Origin of the sequence: Tumebacillus permanentifrigoris, from assembly GCF_003148565.1 — a bacterium.
GTDB lineage: Bacteria > Bacillota > Bacilli > Tumebacillales > Tumebacillaceae > Tumebacillus > Tumebacillus permanentifrigoris.
The window spans coordinates 105323-121492 of record NZ_QGGL01000005.1 but is presented as its reverse complement, the minus strand read 5'-3'; the positions used below and the strand labels follow the sequence as shown (position 1 = coordinate 121492).

The 16170-nt window shown below is 56.1% G+C and carries 17 protein-coding genes; 14 read left to right on the top strand and 3 right to left on the bottom strand.

What is annotated here, in order from left to right:
* Positions 1 to 42: 42 nt before the first annotated feature.
* Positions 43 to 423 (bottom strand): hypothetical protein, encoded by a 381-nt coding sequence (locus C7459_RS07050; protein ID WP_109687795.1) that lies wholly within the window; start codon positions 421 to 423, stop codon positions 43 to 45.
* 133 nt (positions 424 to 556) lie between these two features.
* On the opposite strand from C7459_RS07050, the gene C7459_RS07045 reads away from it, so the two are divergent.
* From C7459_RS07045 to C7459_RS07025, 5 genes are all read left to right on the top strand, one after another.
* The gene (locus C7459_RS07045; protein ID WP_109687794.1) at positions 557 to 754 is read left to right on the top strand and encodes a cold shock domain-containing protein; all 198 of its coding nucleotides are present in this window, start codon (positions 557 to 559) and stop codon (positions 752 to 754) included.
* A gap of 137 nt (positions 755 to 891) precedes the next feature.
* Positions 892 to 1455, top strand: coding sequence for a YkoP family protein (locus C7459_RS07040; RefSeq protein ID WP_109687792.1), 564 nt, complete (start codon positions 892 to 894; stop codon positions 1453 to 1455).
* Between the two features lie 208 nt (positions 1456 to 1663).
* The gene (locus tag C7459_RS07035) at positions 1664 to 4171 is read left to right on the top strand and encodes a transglycosylase domain-containing protein (protein WP_109687790.1); all 2508 of its coding nucleotides are present in this window, start codon (positions 1664 to 1666) and stop codon (positions 4169 to 4171) included.
* Positions 4172 to 4377: 206 nt separating this feature from the next.
* A complete protein-coding gene (folE, locus tag C7459_RS07030; protein ID WP_109688113.1) occupies positions 4378 to 4944 on the top strand; it encodes a GTP cyclohydrolase I FolE in 567 nt (188 codons plus the stop codon).
* 91 nt (positions 4945 to 5035) lie between these two features.
* On the top strand, positions 5036 to 5989 hold the full coding sequence (locus C7459_RS07025; RefSeq protein ID WP_109687788.1) for an NAD(P)H-dependent flavin oxidoreductase: 954 nt from the start codon (positions 5036 to 5038) through the stop codon (positions 5987 to 5989).
* A gap of 26 nt (positions 5990 to 6015) precedes the next feature.
* Here the strand turns inward: C7459_RS07025 and C7459_RS07020 are convergent, their stop codons facing one another.
* Positions 6016 to 6708 (bottom strand): metallophosphoesterase, encoded by a 693-nt coding sequence (locus C7459_RS07020; RefSeq protein WP_109688111.1) that lies wholly within the window; start codon positions 6706 to 6708, stop codon positions 6016 to 6018.
* Between the two features lie 39 nt (positions 6709 to 6747).
* Here C7459_RS07020 and C7459_RS07015 point away from each other — a divergent pair, with 39 nt between their 5' ends.
* From C7459_RS07015 to C7459_RS06990, 6 genes are all read left to right on the top strand, one after another.
* A complete protein-coding gene (locus tag C7459_RS07015; protein WP_170119323.1) occupies positions 6748 to 7956 on the top strand; it encodes a rhomboid family intramembrane serine protease in 1209 nt (402 codons plus the stop codon).
* A 256-nt stretch (positions 7957 to 8212) separates the two neighbouring features.
* Positions 8213 to 8401 carry an NUDIX domain-containing protein gene (locus tag C7459_RS07010; protein ID WP_109687784.1) on the top strand — a complete coding sequence of 63 codons (189 nt, stop codon included), beginning with the start codon at positions 8213 to 8215 and terminating at the stop codon, positions 8399 to 8401.
* Positions 8402 to 8406: 5 nt separating this feature from the next.
* Positions 8407 to 8874: a SprT family protein gene (locus C7459_RS07005; RefSeq protein WP_109688109.1), complete on the top strand. Its 468-nt coding sequence runs from the start codon at positions 8407 to 8409 to the stop codon at positions 8872 to 8874.
* Between the two features lie 70 nt (positions 8875 to 8944).
* Complete coding sequence (locus C7459_RS07000) at positions 8945 to 9895, top strand: hypothetical protein (protein ID WP_109687782.1); 951 nt, start codon at positions 8945 to 8947, stop codon at positions 9893 to 9895.
* A 26-nt stretch (positions 9896 to 9921) separates the two neighbouring features.
* Positions 9922 to 10167: a hypothetical protein gene (locus C7459_RS06995; protein ID WP_109687780.1), complete on the top strand. Its 246-nt coding sequence runs from the start codon at positions 9922 to 9924 to the stop codon at positions 10165 to 10167.
* Positions 10136 to 12415 (top strand): ATP-dependent helicase, encoded by a 2280-nt coding sequence (locus C7459_RS06990; RefSeq protein ID WP_109687778.1) that lies wholly within the window; start codon positions 10136 to 10138, stop codon positions 12413 to 12415. The genes C7459_RS06995 and C7459_RS06990 overlap by 32 nt, the downstream gene beginning before the upstream one ends.
* A gap of 64 nt (positions 12416 to 12479) precedes the next feature.
* Here C7459_RS06990 and C7459_RS06985 read toward each other — a convergent pair whose 3' ends face one another.
* Positions 12480 to 13808 (bottom strand): MFS transporter, encoded by a 1329-nt coding sequence (locus C7459_RS06985; RefSeq protein WP_109687776.1) that lies wholly within the window; start codon positions 13806 to 13808, stop codon positions 12480 to 12482.
* A gap of 221 nt (positions 13809 to 14029) precedes the next feature.
* Between C7459_RS06985 and C7459_RS06980 the strand changes: the two genes are divergently transcribed.
* From C7459_RS06980 to C7459_RS06970, 3 genes are read left to right on the top strand one after another with little or no spacing between them, the layout of a single operon-like run.
* Positions 14030 to 14770, top strand: a complete 741-nt coding sequence (locus C7459_RS06980) for an SDR family NAD(P)-dependent oxidoreductase (RefSeq protein ID WP_109687774.1) — start codon at positions 14030 to 14032, stop codon at positions 14768 to 14770.
* 1 nt (position 14771) lies between these two features.
* The gene (locus C7459_RS06975; protein ID WP_109687772.1) at positions 14772 to 15803 is read left to right on the top strand and encodes an S-adenosylmethionine:tRNA ribosyltransferase-isomerase; all 1032 of its coding nucleotides are present in this window, start codon (positions 14772 to 14774) and stop codon (positions 15801 to 15803) included.
* A gap of 24 nt (positions 15804 to 15827) precedes the next feature.
* Positions 15828 to 16154 carry a VOC family protein gene (locus tag C7459_RS06970; RefSeq protein WP_109687770.1) on the top strand — a complete coding sequence of 109 codons (327 nt, stop codon included), beginning with the start codon at positions 15828 to 15830 and terminating at the stop codon, positions 16152 to 16154.
* Positions 16155 to 16170 lie beyond the last annotated feature (16 nt).

Sequence of the window (16170 nt, the reverse complement as noted above, 5' to 3'; positions counted from 1 at the left end):
GGCGTTTTTCGCGCTATCCCTTTTTTGCTGTGCCAGCCCCTTTTAGGGCACGAACGGCTGATTGTAGTTCTGAGGGTCGAGATGTTTTTCGAGGAAAAACAACTGAAGCGGGCTGCTCTCGTAGACCCGTTTCAAAATTTCGAGCATGTCGTCTACAGTTAATTCAAATTCGGCACGAAAGGTATCGGTCAAGTCGGTAATCCGAACTTCATGATCTCGAAACGCCACGCCTTCCTCTAATTCCTTGTACGGAAATTTGTGCACCGCATTGCGCAAAAAGTTAAAGCGAGAGTCTGCGGAATAGAGGGTGTGGTTGCCCAAGTTGTCGATGAACAGGACACCTTCGGGCTTGTGATAATAATCATCCGGGTCCTCAACGCTGACCAGATAGACGTGGCTGATGTGTGTGCGTTGTCGTTTCATGGAATAGCTCCTGACTGTGATTGTGAATTTTCTTTTAGAATGTGACCTTGAGTTCGTTGACACTGATGGAAGTTTCACGGTAAAATGTGAGACAAAGGTGTCACCTTTTAATGTACCTTTAGGAGGCTTCCCAATGCAAGGTAAAGTAAAATGGTTCAACGCAGAAAAAGGCTACGGTTTCATCGAGCAAGAAGAGGGTGGCGATGTATTCGTACACTTCTCCGCGATCCAATCCGACGGTTTCAAAACCCTCGAAGAAGGCCAAGAAGTTAACTTCGATATCGTCGAAGGCGCACGTGGCCCGCAGGCTGCAAACGTAACGAAGCTGTAAGCTGAGCGTAACACGGCAGTCTCAAGTCCTAGGAACTTATCCTGGGACTTTTTTGTTCTGTACGAAACCTGGTCAGCATACATTGAAGGTCATAGACCCATACTACTCGCGACAACCGACCTTATGGGGGTGGCCAGATGAACCGCGTCTTGCTTGCACTGTGGCAAGTGGGGGATCACTTGTACAGGCGAATCCGGCACTTCGATTACGAAGATCTTGACGGTACCAATATTTTTCGCATTCGCATCCGTCATTATGCTGGACCTGACATCTTCCTTCCGGGCGGTGGTGTTGTGGAGGACGGTGATTGGGTCGGGTTTCTCCATTTTTACAACATGCGTTTGCAAAATGTGCTCAAAGGCATCCAGTCTGACAACCGACGGGGGATCATCGTTGCACGCGAAGTGCGTCGTTCGCTCCCCGAGCTGGCGGAGTTTGTGCGCAACCATCCACGCAGCGCGCGCATCAAAGCGCTGATGGGCGTCACGTTGCTCAATCGCGGCGTGGAACATTTCGGATTCACGGTGATGAATGTGCCAGACACCGCGTGGTATCGATTTAAGAACTGGTACATGCGCTTGATGATGGCCCTCTGCCACCCCAACGGCTCCCAGCGGTTGCAGGTGCGCGAGCAGGCGATGAAGATCAAGCGCGTCGTGCTCCCCGCCGGGGAATTGTTTCGACGTTACGGAGACTCCTGAACATAATCAGAAAATTTCAGCTACTAACAAAACATGAAGCCCTTCCCGCTCTGTCGCGTCTAATACAGTGGGAGGGGCTTTTTGTACCTTGTGGGTCAAAAAAAAGCCTTGGTGTACGAATAGAAGTAAGAAGAGTCCTTATCATGTGCGAACCTCATGTTGTCGTGCGCAAGATGGCAGGGTAGAATGTTCAGAAGAGGTGATAGACTTGGGCAAGAAGATCTTGCGTAGTTTGCTGATCGCCTTTTTTATTACGGCGATCTCTGTGATCTTGATCGGGTGCAGCATTGCGCTCCCCACGTTTGATCCGTCGAAATTAGAGCTTGAGTATAAAACCACACAGATTTTTGACAAAAATGACAACGAGATGATGTCGTTCCAAGCGCAACCTGGCGAACACGCGGGGCTCAATGAAGTTCCGAAGTGGATTTCCGATGGCGTTGTGGCCGTCGAGGACAGTCGTTTCTACGATCACAACGGCATCGACTTCCGGTCGATCGGCCGTGCGATCTGGCGCGACATCCTGACCCGTTCGGCTGCAGAGGGCGGTTCGACCTTGACCCAGCAGTTGGCGAAGAACGTGTACCTGACACAGGACAAAACGCTCTCCCGCAAAGTCAAGGAAGTGTACCTCGCCGCGCAAATCGAGCGCAATTATTCGAAGGAAGACATCTTGGAGATGTACCTCAACCGCGTCTACTTTGGACACGGTGCGACGGGGATCAAGATGGCTGCAGAAGTGTACTTCGACAAAGGCGACCATATGAAGGACCTGACCTTGGGCGAAAGTGCCCTGCTCGCGGGTCTGCCGAATGCGCCGTCTGCGTATGACCCCTATGTCGAACAAAACATCGAAGCCGCGATCAAGCGCCGCAACATCGTGCTCGACGCGATGGTGAAAAATGAAAGCATCACACAAGCCGAAGCAGACAAGGCCAAACAAGAGCCTGTGAAGCTGGTGAAAGGCAAAAACATCAAGGGTTCAACCGATAACATCAAGTACCCGTACTACCTCGATTACATTCTGGAAGAGGCAGAGCAGAAGCTCGACGTACCCGCGGAACAGATTCTGCGTGGCGGCGTGAAGGTCTACACCCACCTCGACCCGAAATTCCAAGAGTCTCTGGAAGCAGCGTATCAAGACCCGAAAAACTTCCCGAACGCAGCAGCAGACGGTCAGCTCGTCCAAGGGGCTTCGGTCGTGCTCGATCCGAAAACCGGTGGAATCGCGGCGATCATCGGGGGGCGCGACAAGTCTGACGAACATGGTCTGCGCGGGTTCAACCGTGCGAGCATGGCAAAAGTCCGTCCGGGCTCGTCGTTCAAGCCGATCGTCGACTATGCGCCGGCGATTGACACCGGGTTCAAAAAGTCGACCTCGCTGTTAAACAACAAGCGGGGGACGAAGTTTGGCACCTACCAGCCGAAAAACTGGAAGGACTACTACACAGACACGGTGCCGATGACAGAAGCGATTCAGATGTCGTGGAACGTGCCGGCCGCCTCGTTGCTCTATGAAATGGGCATCGATGTCGGGTACAAGTATGCCACACAGAACTTTGGCGTCCCGCTCGACAAGGAAGATGCCAACAAACTCTCGATCGCCCTCGGAGACGTGGAAGTGTCACCGCTGGATATCGCAGGGGCGTACACCGCGTTCGTGCCAGACAATGCGGGTCAACGCACCACCCCGTTTGCGATCCGTTCGATCCAGACTGACAATGGCACGGAATTGGCTTCGATCAAGACCCAGCAACACCAAGCGATCAAGCCAGATACAGCCAAAGTGATGACCAAGTTGATGAAGCTTGTCGTCGATTCTGGTACCGGGACTTCTGCGAAGCTCTCCGGACGTGATGTGGCGGGCAAGACCGGCACCACGGAGATGGAAGGCACGGCTGGGAACCGCGATGCTTGGTTCGCAGGGTACACGAGCGAATACGTGATGGTGACGTGGATGGGCTTTGACAAGTCCGACCAACAGCATTACTTGCGTCAAGGCTCCGAACTGCCAGCCTCGCTGTTCGCGAAAGTCATGTCACAAGGTCTGGCGGGCGTGAAGTCCAAATCGTTCGACACGAACGTGCAGGAAAAAGCGCCCGACAGTGACAAGGAGAAGGACAAAGAAAAGGAAAAGAACGCGATCGTCAAAGACCTCGCCGCTTCCTATGACGGCAGCAAGGTCCAGCTCACGTGGTCGCCCGTCGATGTCGAAGGCGTGAAGTACTTCCTCTATCGCGCCGACAAGCAACCGGACGGCACGGCGGTCAATTCGATTCCACTGGGCGAGTACAGCAAGCCTGGGTTTACAGACGCCAGCTTGACGCCGGGCAAGTCCTACTGGTACAGCGTGGTCGTCTGGAAGGACGGTCTGGAGCTGTCCAAGTCGAACTTCGCAGCGGTGACCATTCCGGGCGGCAAGACGGAGAATCCCCAGACGCCGACCCAGCCGGGCAACGGAACGCAACCCGGCGGCACGGGCGGTACGACCCAACCGGGCACCGGGACCCCACAGCAGCCGGGAACTCCGACTCAACCGGGCACCCCAGACACGGGTGGTACCAAGCCGCCAGCTGGCAACACGGGCGGTGGCACCACACAGCCGGGCACTGGGGGTGGCGGCACCACGCAAGGCACTGGTGGAAGCACACAACCGGGCACAGGTGGCCAACCTTCAATTCCGCTCCCGCCTCCTTCACAAGGGCAGACACCATAGTGAGTTCGCAATCCCCTCCGCGATGCGGCAGGGGATTTTTTTCGAGGAAGTTCGATAGGAATTTGTAAGGTTGGACACGCTTTTAGGTGAAAGGTTTGACAAAGGTCGGTCAATACCGCTATAGTAATTCTAGTTTTGTAATTTTTGTAGAACTTTTGTACAACACATATTCCGTAAGGTTTTTCATAGGAGGTTGGATGTAGATGATGAAGGATGTAAATTTCAATCAAATAGAGGAAGCTGTCCGCATGATTCTCGAAGCGGTCGGGGAAGACCCGAACCGTGAAGGGCTGCTCGACACCCCGAAGCGTGTCGCCAAGATGTACGCAGAAGTTTTCTCCGGACTTGGCAAAAACCCGGAGGACGAGCTCTCCGCGCTGTTCAACGAAATGCATGAGGAGGTTGTCATCGTGAAGGACATCCCGTTCTTCTCGATGTGCGAACATCATCTCGTCCCGTTCTACGGCAAGGCACACGTCGCCTACATCCCGCGTGGCGGTCGTGTTACCGGCCTGTCCAAACTGGCGCGCGTTGTGGAAACGGTCGCCCGCCAACCGCAACTGCAAGAGCGGATCACTTCGACGATCGCAGACTCGCTCGTCAACAAGATCGACCCGCATGGCGTCGCTGTCATCGTCGAAGCGGAGCACATGTGCATGACGATGCGCGGCGTTCGCAAGCCCGGTGCTTCGACGATCACCACCTCGGTGCGCGGGATCTATCAAGCAGACCCGCAAGCACGAGCGGAAGTTTTCTCGCTGATGCGCGGCTAATCTGGAGCGCTCGAAAAAGGACGCCACCTCTGTGTGCGTCCTTTTTTTTGTCTAGATATGGTAGGATGGTGGAGAGAGGAGGTCGTATAGAATGAAACAACGATTGTTGGAGTTACTCGGGGTAGAGCACCCGATCCTCGAAGGTGGTTTGGCTTACATAGGAGATGGGCGGCTGGCGGCGGCGGTGTCGAACGCAGGTGGATTTGGCCAAGTCGGGTCAGCGGGGCGCTCGTTGGAGGATTTTGAAAAGCAGATTCAGATCGCCATCGAGTCGACGAACAAACCGTTCGGCGTCAACTTGCCGATCGGGGAGCACAGCGATCCGAGCGAGCGGGTGGAACTGATCCTCAAATACAAGCAACACCTGCGTGCAGTCTCGATCTCGGCCGGCAACCCGCGTCCGTTTATCCCAGTTTTCCAAGCGGCGGGACTGCCGGTGATGGTCGTGATCTCCACGGCGATGCATGCGCAAAAAGCGGAGCAAGCGGGTGCGGATATCCTGATCGCAGAAGGCTATGAAGCAGGTGGGCACAACGGACCGTCGGAAGTGACGACGTTCGCGCTGATCCCACAGGTGGCAAGTTGCGTTTCCGTTCCGGTGATCGCTGCGGGCGGTGTTGCGGACGGTCGGGGTCTGGTCGCAGCGCTGGCCTTGGGTGCCGCTGGGGTACAGTTGGGCACGCGCTTGGTCGCCACGGTGGAGTCGCCTGCACATGAGGACTACAAACAAAAAATCGTCGCCGCACGCGCCGAGGACACCACGATGATCGAGCGCAGTGTCGGCCGCGTAACTCGCGTCTTGAAAGCCCCCTACGTCAATGGCGTGCTGACTTTTGAGCGCACGTTCCCGTCGTCTGACGAGCTCTACCCGCTGGTCAAAGGGGAGAAAAACCGCATCGGCGCGCTTGAGGGCGATCTCGAACACGGGTTTGCCTACAGCGGTCAAGGCTGCGGTCTGATCCATTCGATCCCGACGGTGGCGGACGTGATCTCCACGATGGTCGAGGAAGCGCGGGCCGCTTTGCGCCATCTTCCAACCCTTTAATTCACAAAAAGAAAAAGCCCCGCTACTCACGTGAGTTTTAGCGGGGCAAAATCTAAATAGTCACAAGCGACCAGATGATACTCGATGCCATCGTGTACACCTGCAAATGCGCCTTTGTGACCGTCTGCACCATGCAGATGGCCGTAGACGACTTTTTCCACGGGGTACTGGCGCAGGACGTCGAGGAAGCCGGTCTCTTGGTGTTTCTCGTTGGTCGGCGGGTAGTGCAACATCACCCACAGTCGCTTCGCACCTGATTTCATCGCGTGGTCGAGCGACAGTTTTAGCCGTCCGATCTCACGCTCGTAGACTTGGCGGTCATGTTCGTCAAACGAATAGCTGCCCGGACAATCCCATCCGCGTGTGGCGGCGAATGTGATGTCGCCGATGGTGATCGAGTCGTTTTGCAAGACTTGTATCGAAGGGTCGAGCGCCTTGCGTACTTTGGAGACGGTCGACCACCAATAGTCGTGGTTGCCACGGATCATCAGTTTGCGGCCAGGGAGTGCGGCGATGAAGTCGAGGTCGAGTCGGGCCTCGTCGAGCGACATCGCCCACGAGATGTCGCCGGGGATCAACACGAGGTCGTCCGGTGACACCATCGCTTCCCAATGCTGACGGATCTTCTCCGGGTGATCCGTCCAATTCCCGCCGAAGATGTCCATCGGTTTCGGGTTGGCGAAGGACAGATGCAAATCGCCGATGGCGAAGATGTTCATATGTACACATCCTTTCAAGACAAGGGAGGGAGCAGTTCTGTGAGCGAACAACAGCAGTTTAGCACCTTTCTCTATGGAATGGCGCAATACCTTATCGCACATGATGACTTTACTATTTTGCCACAGGACGCAAGTGAGGGGCAAGGCACTCCGCAAGTTCTGCTCGCTCGGCAGCAGTTTCAGTCTCTCCAATACGTGCGTCTGCTCCCAGCAGATGGACTGACTGTTGAGCGCATTCAAGCGATCATGGAGCATGATGCCAAGAGTTTTGGCGAACGGCAACGGTCGCAGAATGTGTACAGCGTTACCTTTTTTATCTTCTCCCAATGGCGATCTGATGAAAACATGCGGGAGATCGCCCGCACGACACAGTATCTCGGGTATCTAAAAAGTATCGGCGCTGCCGCCGTCGCTGTCGATCTCTCACGCGGCGTGCTAGGCGAGTGGCCGGACGGCAAGGCGGTGCGGGGGATCACGGTGGAGCCCTTGCGCGAACTGATCGCCAACTATCCGAATCGAAAGTACCCGGACGAACTGCTCTGGCGCACGAGCGAGCAGTGGGAGGACCAACTTGTCGAACTCTCTGAGCGTCGCCAAGAGCGCATCCTCTCGCCGCTCAACGAAGGGAAGAAAACGATCTTCACGATCGGCATCCTCGCGCTCACCGTGCTGATCTTCTTGATCGGGCGGCTCGACACCAGCGAGCAGTTTTTGTACAACGGGCTCATGGTGCCGGAATTGATCCGCAACGGGGAACTGTTCCGCCTGCTGACCCCGGTGTTTTTCCATTATGATGTGTCGCATATCTTTTTCAACATGTGGAGCCTCTGGGTGCTCGGCCGCTATGTCGAGCGCATCTACGGCGGTACACGGTTCCTGATCGTGTATGTGTTGGCGGGGGTCGCCGGGTGCATGCTGTCGTTTGCCTTCAATGACAATCCGTCGCTCGGTGCATCTGGAGCGATTTTTGGCTTGATGGGTGCGTTGCTGGCCTTCGGGCGCACCGATCGCAAGGCGTTCTCGATGAGCATCGGATCGTCGGTCTACTATTTGTTGGCGCTCAACCTTGTCATCGGATTTATCATCCCGCGCATCGACTACTGGGGTCACCTCGGCGGTCTGGCGGGCGGGTTCTTGATCGGAATGGTAGTCGGAATGCCTGGCTACGAAGCGAAGCAACGTTGGTTGTATGGCGCAGGGTACCTCGCGTTTGCAGCCCTGACGCTGTTGATCGGTTGGAACGCGTAAGCACCCAATCAATCGAATCATAATCATCTAGTAAACCCCGCCTCTTCTGAGGAGGGGTTTACTTTTGTTCGTTGTTTATGCGGTTTCTGTAGAAGTGATCGGACAATTTAAGATCTAGTGCGCATGAGGGCACAGCAGGAAAAAAGAGCGGGGAAGCACCCGCTCTTTTTTTGTCATCTTGTGTCAAAAAGGTTGCTTTTTTGATAGATTTTGGATAGCGTTAGAGTAGGTTTGTGGACGAGAGGAGGTCGGAAGGATGATTCGATTTGATCTGCCGGGTGGGCGTGTGGATATCCTCGAACCCTCCAACGTGACGATCGTGCGCGAATTCGCCGAGGAGTTGGGTGTTGAGGTGCAGGTCGATCGCTTGCTGTGGGTGGTGGAGCGGTTGCCGACAACCGTTCAACATGTCGTCCATGCGGATGTCGAGGACAATTTGAAGTGAGTTCGATGACGGAGCAGGAGTTGCAACGTTTCGTCGAACAGATCTCGTTGGAATCGTTCGGATGGCCGTTCCAGCACCGAGTTACTTGGAATGGGCGTCTGCGCACAACCGGCGGTCGCTATCTGTTGCGAACGCATGACATCGAGATCAACCCACACCATTACGAGGCGCATGGCCTCGACTCCATGATCGGTACGATCAAGCATGAGCTATGCCATTACCACCTGCACCTGCAAAAGCGCGGATACCGGCATCAGGACCGCGAATTCAAGGAGCTGTTGGAGCGCGTCGGCGGTTCGCGTTATTGCCCGGATACCGGGCTGCGGCGCGAAGTGAAGACCCGCTATCTCTACCATTGTGAGCAATGCAAGCAACCCTACGAGCGCAAACGTCAAATTGACGTGCGTCGCTACGGCTGCGGCAAGTGCCGCGGAAAATTAAAGCTGGTGGCAACAGGAACAGTTGGCAAATGACGGACAGGAATAGTTCCGCGAATGTCGAATCTATAGAGCGAAGCAGTTTTTTGAAGGGGATGACAGCAACATGTTGCAACAAGGAGCTTGGACGTTTCGCTATAGCCTAGAAGGCTTTTTGAAACGCGTGTTGCGCATCGCGACCGGTCCGATGAGTGAAGCGGAACTGGTCGAAGCTGTGCACAGCGAGTGGGCGGTGCAAAGTGAGAAGTCTCTCGATACGATTCCAGATCGTGTCCGTGCGGCGCTACTATCGAGAAATGGATGCTTCCGCAAACTGGATGACGAGCGCTATGCGTTGCGTGAACACTCAGGCGATGACCTGGGCGAACGCGCCTATGAATTTCTCAAACAAGTGGGTCACCCGCAGAAGCAAGGCGAGATTCTGCGCCATCTGCAGCAATCGACCGGTCGCAATCGCGGCGAGTTGATGTCGCGCGTGGATTTGGACAGCGACCCGCGCTTTGCCCGCTTGGAAGCAGGCGAATACCTGCTGACCGAGTGGGAGCTGGTGCATGACGCCATCGCTGATTTGATGGCGGAGTTGGGCCAGCGTCGGGCGGACCGTCAGGACTTGCTGGCATTAGTCAGTGAGGATGGCGTGTTCTACCCGGAGCTTGACCCGCGCTTTGCTGTGGCGGGCGATTCTGTGGAGTGCCTGTTGGTCGAGCCGGAAGCGGCGGCGACCGCTGAACGTTTGGATGAAGTCGCAGTAGAAAAAGAAACGGAGGAATCCCCGATGAACGCGCTGGAAACGATGGCAACTGTGGAAACCAACACCGAAGAAAAAGTACAGATTCCGACCGAAAAACTGGTCGATCTCGTTCTGGAACAGCTCACCCAAGCGGCTTCCGAACTTGCTACTCGCAACCAAGGACTGCCGACCGAAGTGTTGACCCTCTTCAATCTGGAAGACCTCAAGGGGATCGAGTCCCTGATGCAACAGCGCAAGCGCATCGGCGCACTCGCAGAGGACCTGCAGGCGCTGGTGGCGAAGTGGCAAGAGGAGCAAAGCGAGTAATCGCCGCGTTCGAGGGTGCTTGACGCATGCGTATGCAGCCTGAGAGCCTGGACGAGCGTTTCCTGAGGTTGCGAACGGTTGTTTCAGCTTGGGAGATTCGGTATAATCAATTGCCCGCACAAGTCGTGGCCTGCTTCAACGCGGCCGACTTGGAAACCATTGAGAACTTGATGGTCGAGAAGCGGCGATTGCAGATGTTGATTCCTGAATTTCAGGATTTTATTCGAAAGTGGGAAGACGATGCTGATTTTGAGCGAGACAGGCTTTTTTGAGGGGATCGCAAACAACGGCATACGACTCAACCCGGAACAACGAGAGGCGGTCCGCCATGTGGCGGGGCCTCTCGTTGTTTTTGCTGGGCCAGGCAGTGGGAAAACGACGGTGCTCACCTGTCGCGCCGCCTACATGATGCAAGTGGCCCGCATCCCGGCGAACCAGCTCCTGATCGTCACGTTCACCCGGGCCGCGGCGGAGGAGATGCAGACCCGGCTCGGGGTGATGCCAGGGATTGGCGAGCAGGCGGTACGCGCAACGGAGATCGGGACGTTCCACTCGGTGTTCCTGCGGATGTTGCTTCAGCAGAATGGCGGGCGGATGCCGCAGTTGTTGGAGGAGACGGAGCAGCGGACGCTGATCCGGAACCTTTTGCGGGAAGCGGGCGAGGACGGCGACGACGAGGAAGTCGCGGACACCCTGCAGAAAATCGGGCTGTGCAAAAACAACCTGATCCTCCCCGCCCGGATCAAAGCGACCAAGCCAGAGAATCAAAAGTTCCGCGACCTGTATGCCGGCTATGAAAAAGCGAAAGCGCGGATGGATCGCTGGGACTTCGATGACATCCTCGTGGAGTGTTACCACATGTTGACGAGCAACCCGCTGGCGTTAGCGTACTACCAGCGCAAGTATCGCTACATCCTCGTCGACGAGTTTCAGGACACGAACCTCGCGCAGTATGAGGTGATCAAGTTGTTGGCGGGGCATGGGAACCTGTGCATCGTCGGTGATGATGACCAGTCGATCTATCGGTTCCGGGGAGCGCGAGTGGAGTTCCTGCTGGACTTTGAATCGCTCTATCCGGGTGCGGAGAAAGTGATTCTGGCTACGAATTACCGCTCGACCGATCCGGTGATCGAGACGTCCTCGCGCCTGATCATGCACAACCGCAAGCGCCAAAGCAAGCATATCAAAGGCACGGGCCGCGAAGGAGAGCGACCGGTGCTGATTCGTCCCGAGGGCGAGCGTGACGAGGCGGAGCAGATTCTCACGCAGGTCGAAGCGTTGCTGGCGAGCGGTCAGGAGGGGCGCGAGATCGTCGTGCTGTACCGGACGAACATTCAGGTGCGGGCGGTGATCGACGGGCTGGTGCAGCGGAATTTGCCGTTCACCTTGCACGATTCGGACGGGGACTTCTACCGGCGTTGGCAAGTGCGCGATGTGCTGACCTACTTCAAGTTGGCGCTGGAACCGGATGATCTCGACGGACTGACTGCGATCATCAATCGTCCGAAGCGGTATCTGTACCCAGAGCGCTGGGTGGATGAGGTGCATCACATCCGCCGTGAGCAAGGGGATTCGTACTTGGAAGCGTTGCAGAAAGTGGCGAGCCTCGAACCTTACCAGCGGCAAAAAGTGGAGCAGTTGGCGAAGGACCTGCACAAGCTGCGGTTCCTGTCGCCGTCTTCGGCGTTGCAGATGATTCGCAAAACGATCGGGTATGACAAGTACTTGGAAGAGTATGCGCAGAAGTCGGGCAATGACCTGAAAGCAGCATCAGAGCCGCTGGAAGAGTTGGAGCAGGCGGTGATGGGGCATGGGACGATCGCCAACTTCCTGCAACACGTCGCGGAAGTCAACGAGACGATCCGCAGGAGTCGCAACAAGGGTGAAGGCATCCAGTTGATGACGATGCACAAGGCGAAGGGGCTGGAGTTTGAGCACGTCTATTGCATCGGGCTGGTGGAAGAGATGGTCCCGCACAGCAAGGCGATCAACGTCGAGGGAGATAAAAAAGACGCCGCCTACGAAGAGGAGCGGCGTCTGCTGTATGTCGGGATGACGCGGGCGAAGCGTTTCCTGACGTTGTCGGCACCGATTCGGTATCACGGCGGCAAAGCGGAGCCGTCGCCTTTTCTCTATGAGACGGCGCTGTTGCAGCGGCCGAAGAAAGTCGAGCTGAAGTCGACCGGGATGCGGGATGGTGTTCCCATCGGCAGTCAATTGGGTGGCCGCTATGGTCTGGGAACAGGACGAACGGGCGCCGTCACAGCTCCCGGCAGCATGATCTCGCCACAGGACCGCTTGAAGCTCGCCTTGGAAAAGTACGGAACCCTGTCACTCACCGCAGGCGACACGCTGCAACATCGCGAGCTAGGTACAGGTGTGATCGAGGAGATCAAGCCCCTGTCCGGCGATGGCGGTCGTCGTGTCCTCCTGCGCTTCGAAGGCCGGGACAAGCCGTTGGATGTGCATTTGGAACTCAGCATGTACCTCGAACTCATGACTGCGCCTGTGAAGGCGTGAAAAAACCTCCGGACCCATTGGGTCGGAGGTTTTTTGTGTAACGCATCGCTCGTATCGATCTGACCTACATCATCTTCTCACGATCATATGGCATGCGTGCATGAACCGCCAGACCTACCAAAACCAGAATTCCCAGCGATCCAATGGCGATGCGAGACGCGAGGTTCCCATGATCCGCCAGCAGGAGGGTGATCGTCCCGTAGATCGTCGGGCCGACAATCGAGGAGACCTTCCCGGAAAACGCGAACAGGCCGAAGAACTGCCCGCGCTTCTCTGCGGGGGTCAATTGGACGATCAGCGTCCGCGAAGTGACCCATGTCGCGCCCATCGCCACACCGTACAGCGTGCCGCAGATCCAGAACATGATCTGGTTGACGGCTAACGAAGCCATCGTCAAGGCAATCAGCAGGATGATCGCCACATAGAGGATCGCCCGCTTCGCTCCGACTCGCTTGGTCACATATCCAAATACAAACGAGCCTACGATGCTCGACACCGTCGAGACGAGGTAGAGCAGGATGAACTTGCCCGTGCTGAAGCCGACGACCGCTTTGGCATAGACCGCCATCACGGAGACCGCCGTCGCAATCGCGTCATTGAAGAAAAAGTACGCGATCATGAACAGGAAAATCGCTCGGTGCGCCCGCGCTTCCCGGAACGTCGCCAGAATTTCACGATAGCCGCTGAAAAATGGCTTTTTCTCCTGCACCTGTTTGGCCGGTTTGTCCTTGTAGAACAGGAACATCGGCAGGCTGAACACGAGGAACAGCAGGGCGGAGGGGATGAAGGCTTGATGGAAACTGTGTGCGCCGATAAAGGGGTAGACCACAAGCCCCATCAGCGTTCCCACGTAGCCGATCGCCACGCCAAACCCGGAGATCAGCGGCAGTTCTTGCTTGGTTCCGAGGTCGGAGATCATCGGGTCGTAGAAGACGAGACTGGAGTTGTAGAAAAACTTGGCGATCATAAACGCCAACAACACACCGGCTAATGACAGCGGCAACCCGAATAACTCGGCATCTGTCTTCCACATCGCGGACAACCCCATCAGGATTGTCGCGAGGATCGAGATCAGTGTGAAGGGGACGAGGTAGGCTTTTTTTCGACCCGTTCGGTCCATCCAGACACCGAATAAGGGCGAGAGGAGGACTAAGAAAACGCTTACAATTGCATTCGTGTACGTGATCATCGTGCTGGCGATCTGGTTCATCTGCTCATTGCCGCCGACCGCGTCCTGCAAATAGAACGGGAAGAAGATCGTCACGATGTTCGAGGAGAAAATCGTGTTGGCAAAATCATAGAAAGCCCAAGAGAGAATCGGCAACGCGAAATACAGTGCGAGCCCTCGTCGTGGTGAGGGAGCAGGTTGGCGCTGGAGGTTCAGTTGTGCCATCATGTCACACCTTTCGAAATTGGTCTTGCTTTTCTTCTATTGTAACTTGTATGAGCGAAATGTCCTACAATTTTGTGATTTATTTAGAAAATCGCAAGGTTTGGACATTGTATACTTTTTTGTATGGAAAGTATTGACTCAGGAAACTTCTGGAGGTATGATGAATACATAATCAATATAAAGGTTTAGAAAGTTTCTAAACCGCGAAGGGGGTAAGGAAAATGGAGAAGCAAGTCGTGATGATCACGGGAGCATCGAAAGGGTTAGGTCGGGCGTTGGCACTGGGGTTTGCAAAGCGCGGGGCGCGGTTGGCGATCAGTGCGCGTGGGGAGTCCGGGTTGCAGGAGGTTCGGCGTGCGGCAGAAGCGTTAGGAGCAGAGGTGCTGGCGGTGATCGGGGACATGTCGGTGCCACGCGATGTGGAGCGCTTTGTGGCGCAGGCGGAGGCGACCTATGGCGGAATCGACGTCTTGATCAACAACGCTTCGATTCTGGGGCCGAGCCCGATGCCGTACTTGCTCGACTACCCGGAGGAGGACTTTGCCGATGTGTTGCGGGTCAACGCAGTAGGGCCGTTTTTGGTCACGCGCCGAGTGATTCCAGGGATGCTGCAGAGAAATCGAGGCTCGGTCATCAACATCACCTCCGAAGCAGGGCATGTCGGGTATGCAGGCTGGGGGGCTTACGGGATCTCCAAGTTTGCGGTGGAGGGGCTGACCCAGACTTGGGCTGATGAAGTGAGCGAGACGGCGGTGCGCGTGAACATGGTCGATCCGGGCGAGATGGACACGGAGATGCATGCGTTGGCGGTGCCGGATTGCGACTATGAATTGGCAGATCCGAACGATCTGCTCGCTGTGTTCCTCTACCTCGCGTCGGAGGCGTCACAAGCTGTGAACGGCCAGCGGTTCCAAGCCCAAGAGTTTTCAGCCCAAGAGTTTCAAGCGGAAGGGGAGAAGTAACATGGAAGCGCGCCACCTACACCAGTTCCACCTGCCAGATGCCCTCAACGCCACCACTCCGCCCGAGCGGCGCGGGGTGCGGCGGGATCATGTCCAGATGATGGTGCTCGACCGTGCGACGGGGCAGACCCAGCACGAGACATTTTTTCAACTGGATCGGTTCTTGAAACCGGGTGATCTGCTGATTCTGAACGCTTCGAGGACAGTGCCTGCTGTTTTGAAAGCGACCCGACTTGCAGGTGCAGAGCATGTGGAAGTTCGCCTCGCCCACCGCTTAGATGAATCGGTGTGGCAGGCGCTGGTGGTGGCGCAGGGGGTCTGCATAGGTGAGCGGCTGCGTTTTTCCCCGACGCTTGAGGCAGAAGTGGTGGCGCAACAGACAGGGCGACCCTTTGTGACGTTGCAGTTCTCGCGGGAAGGTGCAGCGTTGTATGACGAGATCTACCAGCTCGGCGAGCCGGTGCGCTATGAATACATCCACACCGATTGGGGCCTCGATTACTACCAGACGGTCTACGCCTCCGTGCCAGGCTCCGTCGAGATGCCGTCCGCCGGGCGCGCGTTCTCGTGGGAATTGTTGTTCAAGCTCCAGCGCAAGGGGGTGCGCCTCGCCTACATGCAACTGCACACCGGACTGAGCTACTTGCTCGATGACCGCTGGCACCAAGACCCGCGTGAGAACATCGAGCAGTACATGATTCCACAGGAAACGGTGGAGGCGGTCGAACAATGCAAAGCGGCAGGCGGTCGCGTGATCGCGGTCGGCACCACCGTGGTACGCTCGCTGGAAACGGCCGTCGACACTGACGGCATCCTCCGCGCTCAATCCGGCTGGACGAATCTCTACATCCATGACCGCTATCCGTTGCGTGTCGTCGACGGTCTGATCACGGGCTTCCACGAACCGGAGGCCAGCCATCTGGACTTGCTGTCTGCGTTTGTCAAGCCAGAGCTGCTCTATGCCGCGTACCAAGAAGCGATCGACCGCCAGTATCTCTGGCATGAATTTGGCGACATGAACTTGATCTTGTAAGCCAAATAGGAAGGTTGTGTGCCCATGAAATTCCACCACCTCGGTCTTGAAGTTGGCAACTTGGAACGGGCGGTGACGTTCTACCGCTCGCTCTACGGCTTCGAGGACATGCAGCGGCTGACGTTGCTCAACGAATCGATCGTCTTTTTGCAAAAAGGCGAGTTCCGGCTCGAACTCTACGAAGGTCCAGATCCTTCTGCGTCGCATCTGTGCTTTGAAGTGCCGGAACTCGAACCCTTGCTGACCACACTACCCTTGCTGGAAGGGCCGAATGAGTTCGAGAACGGCTGGCGGAACGCCTTTTTCCAAGGGCCGGACGGGGAAGTGTTGGAGTTTTTGCAACTGGAATAAAAAATAGACAGTCCCA

Excerpts from the sequence above, each read along its gene's own strand:
- C7459_RS07005 (WP_109688109.1), top strand. The coding sequence starts at position 8,407 with ATGACGGAGCAGGAGTTGCAACGTTTCGTCGAACAGATCTCGTTGGAA.
- C7459_RS07000 (WP_109687782.1), top strand. The coding sequence starts at position 8,945 with ATGTTGCAACAAGGAGCTTGGACGTTTCGCTATAGCCTAGAAGGCTTT.
- C7459_RS07045 (WP_109687794.1), top strand. The coding sequence starts at position 557 with ATGCAAGGTAAAGTAAAATGGTTCAACGCAGAAAAAGGCTACGGTTTC.
- C7459_RS07010 (WP_109687784.1), top strand. The coding sequence starts at position 8,213 with ATGATTCGATTTGATCTGCCGGGTGGGCGTGTGGATATCCTCGAACCC.
- C7459_RS06990 (WP_109687778.1), top strand. The coding sequence starts at position 10,136 with ATGCTGATTTTGAGCGAGACAGGCTTTTTTGAGGGGATCGCAAACAAC.
- C7459_RS07050 (WP_109687795.1), bottom strand. The coding sequence starts at position 423 with ATGAAACGACAACGCACACACATCAGCCACGTCTATCTGGTCAGCGTT.
- folE (WP_109688113.1), top strand. The coding sequence starts at position 4,378 with ATGAAGGATGTAAATTTCAATCAAATAGAGGAAGCTGTCCGCATGATT.
- C7459_RS06975 (WP_109687772.1), top strand. The coding sequence starts at position 14,772 with ATGGAAGCGCGCCACCTACACCAGTTCCACCTGCCAGATGCCCTCAAC.
- C7459_RS06985 (WP_109687776.1), bottom strand. The coding sequence starts at position 13,808 with ATGGCACAACTGAACCTCCAGCGCCAACCTGCTCCCTCACCACGACGA.
- C7459_RS07025 (WP_109687788.1), top strand. The coding sequence starts at position 5,036 with ATGAAACAACGATTGTTGGAGTTACTCGGGGTAGAGCACCCGATCCTC.
- C7459_RS07040 (WP_109687792.1), top strand. The coding sequence starts at position 892 with ATGAACCGCGTCTTGCTTGCACTGTGGCAAGTGGGGGATCACTTGTAC.
- C7459_RS06995 (WP_109687780.1), top strand. The coding sequence starts at position 9,922 with ATGCGTATGCAGCCTGAGAGCCTGGACGAGCGTTTCCTGAGGTTGCGA.
- C7459_RS07020 (WP_109688111.1), bottom strand. The coding sequence starts at position 6,708 with ATGAACATCTTCGCCATCGGCGATTTGCATCTGTCCTTCGCCAACCCG.
- C7459_RS06970 (WP_109687770.1), top strand. The coding sequence starts at position 15,828 with ATGAAATTCCACCACCTCGGTCTTGAAGTTGGCAACTTGGAACGGGCG.
- C7459_RS06980 (WP_109687774.1), top strand. The coding sequence starts at position 14,030 with ATGGAGAAGCAAGTCGTGATGATCACGGGAGCATCGAAAGGGTTAGGT.